Below are 7,260 nucleotides of genomic sequence, written 5' to 3'. Positions count from 1 at the left end.
GGGGGGGCGTCGGTGGTGGGCGGTGTCTTCACCCCAGCAGGCGCCATTTCGGGCCCGTTGGTGACACCGCACAGCCAGCTTTCTCTGACGGTCTCCGGTTGTTCTCCTGTAGCGGCGTGACGCACAGGAGCTGGTCGGCGTGACTCTTGCCAGCGACGGAGGCCCCGCATCTGCCGACCCCGGGGGCGGCGCCGGGACAGCCGGTAAAGGGGTCCCCGGTACTGCGGCCGGGTTCGGCTCGTCCCGGTCAGCGGCTCCCGGGACCGCCTGCAGTTCGTCTCCAGGCGATGCCTGGTTGTCCGCCGCGACCCAGACCGTAAGCAGGACCCGCGCTGCCCCCGCTTGTGAAGGAATTCTTCGGGAGACCGTCAGCACCCGGGCGACCCGGGCGCCCACAGGACTGGAGGTCCGCTGCCAGGGTGACGGCTTCTCCAGTAGTCCTCCTGTTTTTCTCCAATCCCGCCGCGGCAGGCCCCCCGCATGGGGGCGCTCCTGCGCAACTGGTCGGTGTGGACAACAGCTTCTGTCCACCGAGTCCGGACCCGACGTCCGCGGTCGAGCGCCGGCCTGGCCACGCTCGCCCCCATGGCCTTCCGCGACGCACTCAGGGCCCGGCGAGACCGCGCGGCTCGTTACTGGTTCGGCAGGGCCGCTTGGGAGGTGTCGCGTGACCGGGGCGCGCGGTGAGAGCGCCTCCGACGTGGTCGCGCCGGGGCCGCCGGGCCGGGCCAGGAGCATCCTTCGGGCCGCGCTGCGCGTGGCGCCGGCTGCGCCGTCGTCAAGGTCCGCCTACGGCGGGCTGCGCTTGTTGTCCCCCGACCCGTCCGGCAGCTCAGCGTAGGGGCCTCCCGCGCCGCCTCCTCCCGACCGGACCAAGATCCTTTCGCCCTTCGGGCGCTCCGCTGCGGAAGCAGTCTTGGTCCGGTCGTCCCCCGCCGTCGCTCCCGGCCCCTGAGCAGAGCTCTGCGCCGGACGGGCCGGGGGAATGGGTGGCCAGAAACCTGTTTCGCAGTCCCTCCCGTACCGGTTTCGGCTCCAGTTCCGGGAGGGTCCAGATGACTGGCACCAGCAGCACGGCGAGCAGCAGCCGCACCGGCACGGGCGGGGTAGGCGCGCCCCCTTCAGCGCCGCGCAGCGGGAAGCCGCCGACGCCGTGCGGGCGGCGAAGATCGCCGCCCTGCACGACCAGATCGGCTAGCAGGTCCAGGCGCTCATTGCCGACCCGCAAGTGGCGGGCGATGCTCGACGCGGCCGTGAAGTTCCACACCTACAGCCTCAACAACCAGCTGCTGATCGATCTGGAGGCCGCGCGGCTGGGCTTCAGCCCGATCCGGGTCGCCGGGTTCGGCACCTGGAAGATGTTGGGCCGCAGCGTGGTCAAGAGGTCCACCGGGCTCGCCGTGCTGGCGCCGTGCAGCTACGGGGCCTTGCCCCCTGATCTTGGACACGCGTGGGGTGTCTACGCCGCGGTTGGCAGCGTAGCCGGGTTGTAGCGGGTGGCCCAGCCGAACACCGCCCGGCGGGCCTCGGCCGGCGTGCTCCAGGCGGCGGCGCCGGCCAGGGTCTCGCGCTTGAGGGTGGCGTTGAACGACTCGGCCAGCGCGTTGTCCGCGCTCGAGCCGACCGCGCCCATCGACCGGACGACGCCCAGCCGCTGGCAGAGGGCGGCGTGGGCCCGGGAGGTGTACTGCGCTCCGTGTTCGTGGTGCACGATCGCCCCGGTGAGGCTGCCGCGGGTCGCCGCGGCGGCGAGCAGCGCGTCGGCGACGAGGTCGGTGCGCATGTGGTTGGCGATCGACCAGCCGACCAGCCGGCGGGAGAAGCAGTCGATCACCGTCGCCAGGTACAGGTTGCTGCCGTTGGCGCAGGGCAGGTAGGTGATGTCCCCGACGTACTTGATGTTCGGCGCCGGCGCGGTGAAGTCGCGCTCGCACAGGTCGGACACCTGCTCATCGGCCGGCTTCGGGATCGTTGTCCGGACACGCCGGCGCAGCCGGATCCCGGCGATGCCGTGTTGGGCCATCACCCGGGCGACCCGCTTGTGGTTCACCCGCTCCCCGTCTCCGGCGCCGTCGTTGAGCTCGGCGGTGATCCGCGGCGCCCCGTAGGCCCGGTTCTGCCGGTCGGCGGCGTGCACCGCCCGGATCCGCTCCGCCAGCTGCTCGTCGGCGGCCTGGCGGGCCGCGCGGGCATCGGCGGCGGCCGCCCACGCGTAGAGCGAGCCCCGGCTGACCTCCACGAGCTGGCACATCCGCTTCACCTCGAAGGCGTTCCGGTGGTCGGCGACGAACTGGAAGCGGGTCACCAGCGCGTCTCCCCGGCGAAGTACTTGGCCGCCGCCCGAAGGCTGTCCCGCTCGGCGCCAAGCTTGCGCTCGCTGGCCTCCAGCTCCGCGACCCTCGTGCGCAGCCGGGCCAGCTCCTGATCCGGTGGCTCACCGCCCGGCGGTGGGCCGCCGTCGGGCCGCGGGTAGCGACCCCGGACCGGCACCCCGGCGGCCTTCAACCACGCCGACAGGGTCGTGTCCATGATCCCCAGGTCGGCGGCGATCGACGCGACCGTCGCCCCCTCCGTCGTCCGGTACAGCTCCACCGCATCCCGGCGGAACTCCTCCGAGTACACCTTGCGCACCACGAGCCGATCATCTCGCTTCCTCCAAGCTCAGCCTGGGTTCAGCGTGTCCACTGATCGGGGTCAGGTCCCACGCGCCCAAGGGCATGGACACCGGTACCGGCCAGGAAACCGACCGGGCTGATCGTGGTCCGTGGTTGTGCGACGGGGTGTCGGTATCAGGTGATCCACCCGCTGGTAGCCGCCCAGCTCGATGTCGATCAGGTTCGCGTCCTCGTGTCGGCCTCAGGGATGGCGCCACCGTCAGCGCCATGCTATGGCTGCGCCGTGGCCGACGCCGCTCGCTCAGCTGAGCCAGCGCATTGTCCGCAAGGCGGCTATCGCAGCGCTTCTCACCGCCTCGCTCTTGAACGCAGTCTCATCGAGTCGTGCAAGCACGGCGATCGCCTCGCGGATTGTGGTGTCCACATCGCCTTCTACCAGGGCCGCAGGGGACGCGGCGGCACCCGCGCGAGTTAGCAGCGCTACGGCGTGGGCAGATTCTAGGGCCACCTCGATCGGGAGTCCGACGCCATCAGCAGCCACGGCGCCGAACAATGCAGCGGCGCGGGTCAGCAGTTCGTGAGTCTCAACGGAGGACATATGAGACGTTCGTACGAGGCAGCGTGGCCGGTTGTCCCCGGCTCGATCGCCGCAGCTTGGTGAGGACTCGTCGAGCGCAGGTCGACTCCAGCACCGTCAGCTCGAAGGTGGGGCTGTCCATCCGATCGGCGGTCATGAGAAGACAGCGGGCGGCCCGCCGCCGCACGGTGTGCACCCTGGGGGAAGCCCCGTCCACTCAACGTCTTGGAGCAGCTGCAACATGGGCACCTCTCACGCGCGGCACTGCTGTGCATCACGAGCGGTACGGGTCTGGCCCCGAGGGCTCGGTCAACGAGCCGGCCAGGGCGTGCAGGTCGAGTTCGGGTAGCAAGCGGGTCTCGTCGCCGACCTGTACCAGGCGTGCCGTCTGCAGGAGCCGGCCGGGATTCTCAGATGGCGACGTCCCGTGGTCGGCGTCGATCCAGACGACCGGCTCGATTCCGCTCAGCTTGTCGACGGCGAAGGCAACGACCTGGTCATCGGTTTGCACCAGGAGTAGGCACGACGCCGGGCCGGGCGGCTCGCCGCTTCGCTCCAGGAGGCCGGCGAGCCGGACGACCGGAACGACCGCCTCCCGGTGCACCACCACGCCGAGGATCCGGTCGGACGATGGCGTCGCGGTGATCGTGGCCGACAGCGGGAGGATCTCGGCGATCTGGTCCAACGGCGTTGTGACCTCCACGCCGGCGGTGTAGGTCATGTACGGCTTTCCGAGGGCGTCGAGATCGCCCGCTGCTTGCGCGTTGTGTCGGCTCGCCGTCGGCGCGTGATCGAGGGAGGTGTTCACCGCTGCCAGGCTGGCCAGCTCGGGCACATCGGCCAACGCAGCTCCGTCGACCACCAGGCATGGGCCGGATCGCGAACGCTGGATCACGCCTGAGAGCAGGCCGCCGCCGGGAACGGCGAGTGCGGGTAGCGGCAGCACCTCGGTCTCCGCGACTTCGACCAGGTCGAGCAGTTCGCTCAGCGCGAGGACGACGTAGCCGAGCGGCAGCTTCAGTACCAGTCCCGCACCGAGCTCGTCGTCGCCCAGCCGGCCGAGCCCTAGCAGCGCGAGGGAGTCGACCACCGGTACCTCGCGATCGGCGTAGTCGATCACGCCGAGGCAGAGCCCGCCGTCGAGGACCGAGGCCCGTAGTACCGGTGGCGGAAGCGTGGTGTGCACGTGGGCGACGTCGAGGGCCAGCATGTGTTCCCCGCAGCGCACCAGGGTCAGCTTGCGGACGTCCCCGCCCGGCAGCCCTCGGTCCTCGACCGATCGCGGTCCGACGTCCCCTGCTCGCGTGGTGTCCAGAACGGTCGGAACGCCGGTCTCACGCAGCAGTGCCGCGGCGTCGAGCACGCTGATGACGCCGCCATCGTCGGGATGCTGGAAGGTGTGCGAGAACAGCAGGCCACCTCTCTCGTTGGACACGGGCAGTAGGCGGTCCGCCGTCAGTCTGGTCACGCCGCGGACCTCGTCGGCGAGCAGCCCGAAGACCTGCCCGGCGCAGGCGACCACCACGACCACTCGATCCGCCGAGGGGCCGCCGGACGGGTTCATCCCTGGGGCCTCCGGGCCGAGCACGCGCTGCAGGTCCACGACGGGGAGGACGGTGCCGCGTAGGTTCATCGCGCCGAGCAGACCGATGACCCGTGCGGGCAGGGGAGCCAGATCCGCCGGGCAGTGCACCACTTCGCGGAGCACTTCCAGCGGCAGCGCCACGTTCACGCCCGCCAGCCGCAGCAGGCCGTAGACCCGCGCTGCCTCCGGTGCGCCCGCGGTGGTAGACCCGGTGTCCGGTCGGCCGGGCTGCGTCCCTGCGGTCACGACGCGTTGTCGACGGTGGACAACTCGGTGATGAGTGCGTCCACCTCCCGTGACGCCTCCTGCTGCACCCGGGTGCATTCGGAGATCACCCGGATTGCGTCGTTGGTGCGGGAGACGCTGCTGGCGATCCGCTCGAAGGCGCCCTCGGCCCGCTTGGAGACCTCCGAGCCCTGGTGCACCCGTTCGGCCGACTCCTCGATCAGCTTGCCGATCTGCTGAGCGGCTTCGAACGACCGCTCGGCGAGCTTGCGCACCTCACCGGCGACGATGGAGAAGCCGACTCCGTGCTCGCCGGCCCGGGCGGCTTCGATCGAGGCGTTGAAGGCCAGCAAGTTGGTCTGGTTGGCGATCTCACCCATGACCCGGACGATCTCGCCGATGGAGGTTGAGGAACGCTGGATCAGCCCGATCGCCTCCAGCGACGCCCGCAGCGCCTCCACCCCCTGCTCGGCGTTGCCTTGGGTCTCCTGGGCGAGGTCGTTGGCGGTGCGCGAGCTGCGGGAGATCTCGTCGATGGAAGTAGCCAGGTTGCGCACCGTGCTGGTCATGTCCCGGGCACCCTGGGCTACCTTCTTCTCCCGCTCGACCTGGTCGGTGACGTCGAATGCGTACTTGACCACCTTGAAAGGCCGGCCGGAGAGGTCGAGCACCGGGGTGTAGGTAGCGTGGATGTAGACGTCGCGGCCGTAGTTGCCGACGCGGTGGAAGCGCCCGGCGATGCTCTCGCCCTTGCCCAGCTTCAGCCAGAATTCGCGGTACTCCTCAGATTGCCGGTACTCATCCGAGCAGAACTGGCTGTGGTGCTTGCCGGCGATCTCGCGCAGCGAGTAGCCCATGGCGCGGAGGAAATTGTCGTTGGCCGACAGCACGATGCCGTCGAGGTCGAACTCGATCACCGCCTGGGAGCGGTCGACGGCGTCGATCCGGGCCTCGATCTCGGCATTGCGCAGTTTCGCGGCCGACACGTCGGCGGCGAACTTCACCACCTTGAACGGCTTGCCGTCGGCGCCGAGGATCGGGTTGTAGGAGGCCTGCAGCCAGATCTCGTCGCCGTTCTTCTTGAGCCGCCGGAACTCACCGGTCTCGAACTCTCCGGCACCAAGCCGCTCCCAGAAGTCCGCGTAGTCCCGGGTCTGGGTGTAGGCCGAGTCGCAGAAGACGCGGTGGTGCTTGCCTTCGATCTCCGAGAGCCGGTAGCCCACGGCGTCGCAGAAATTCTGGTTGGCGGTGATGATCGTGCCATCGAGGTCGAACTCGACGACCGCCTGGGCTCGGTCGATGGCGGCGACCTTGCCGATGAACTCGGCGTTGCTGGCCTTCACCGCGGTGATGTCGCTGGCGAACTTGACCACTTTGTATGGCTTGCCCTCGGCGTCGAGGATCGGGCTGTAGGTGGCCTGCAGCCACAGCTCGCGGCCCCCCTTCGCGATCCGACGGAACTCCCCGGCATTGAATCGGCCCGCGGCCAGGTCGCTCCAGAAGTCCGCGTACTCAAGGCTCGCGGCGTACTCCGGGTCGCAGAAGATCCGGTGGTGCTTGCCGGTGATCTCCTCGAGTTCGTAGCCCACAGAAGCGCAGAAGATGGAGTTCGCGGTCAGAATGCGGCCGGTCAGGTCGAACTCGATGACGGCCTGGGAGCGGTCGATGGCGGCGACCTTGCCCGCCCGTTCCGCGCCGACGATCATTGCCTCGGTGATGTCGCTGGCGAACTTGACCACGCGCACCGGCCGGCCCTCGGCGTCCAGGACCGGGTTGTAGGTGGCCTGCAGCCACAGGGTGCTGCCGTCCTTGCGCAGCCGCTTGTAGACGCCGGCCTCGAAGTCGCCGGCGCCGAGCCGCGTCCAGAAGTCGGCGTACTCGGCGCTCTGCGCGGTGGCCTCGTCGCAGAAGATTCGGTGGTGCTTGCCGACGATCTCCTCGAGCGCGTAGCCGACGCTGGCGAGAAAGTTCTGGTTGGCCCGCAGGATCGTGCCGTCCAGCTCGAACTCGATCACGGCTTGGGAGCGGTCGATGGCCGAGAGCAGCCCAGAGTCGGCTGCGGCGGGGGCGGTACGCGGAGCGGGGACCGCAGCGTGGGTCGGCACTGGCGCCATGGTGGACCTCCGAAGACATTGACCTTGTGCCGAGATTGTTGGTGGTCCGCGTCCAATTTGTACGCAACCTCACCGATGACCTAGACAAACGAAACTCGATCGACTCCAGACACGCGCATCGGCCGCACCACGCGGATCAGACAG

At 69.5% G+C, this 7,260-nt stretch carries 4 protein-coding genes; 1 reads left to right on the top strand and 3 read right to left on the bottom strand.

Going from position 1 to position 7,260, the window contains the following annotated elements:
- Positions 1-1,238: 1,238 nt before the first annotated feature.
- Entirely contained in the window at positions 1,239-1,493 is a 255-nt protein-coding gene (locus tag ACJTNH_RS14810) for an ArdC-like ssDNA-binding domain-containing protein (RefSeq protein WP_458176902.1), read from the top strand.
- Here the strand turns inward: ACJTNH_RS14810 and ACJTNH_RS14805 are convergent.
- From ACJTNH_RS14805 to ACJTNH_RS14795, 3 genes are all read right to left on the bottom strand, one after another.
- Positions 1,460-2,634, bottom strand: a protein-coding gene (locus ACJTNH_RS14805) for an IS3 family transposase (protein ID WP_458176900.1) whose coding sequence is annotated in 2 segments (ribosomal slippage) — positions 1,460-2,322 and positions 2,322-2,634 — 1,176 coding nt in all. Because the reading frame shifts where the segments join, the coding sequence is not laid out codon by codon here. The two genes, ACJTNH_RS14810 and ACJTNH_RS14805, sit on opposite strands and share 34 nt — an antisense overlap.
- A gap of 832 nt (positions 2,635-3,466) precedes the next feature.
- A complete protein-coding gene (locus tag ACJTNH_RS14800) occupies positions 3,467-5,023 on the bottom strand; it encodes a chemotaxis protein CheW (protein WP_458176898.1) in 1,557 nt (518 codons plus the stop codon).
- Positions 5,020-7,107 (bottom strand): methyl-accepting chemotaxis protein, encoded by a 2,088-nt coding sequence (locus tag ACJTNH_RS14795; RefSeq protein ID WP_458176896.1) that lies wholly within the window; start codon positions 7,105-7,107, stop codon positions 5,020-5,022. The genes ACJTNH_RS14800 and ACJTNH_RS14795 overlap by 4 nt, the downstream gene beginning before the upstream one ends.
- Positions 7,108-7,260: the final 153 nt, after the last annotated feature.

Source organism: Modestobacter lacusdianchii, assembly GCF_054177765.1.
The sequence above is the reverse complement of the archived record's forward strand: the minus strand, read 5'-3'. Positions and strand labels throughout refer to the sequence as shown.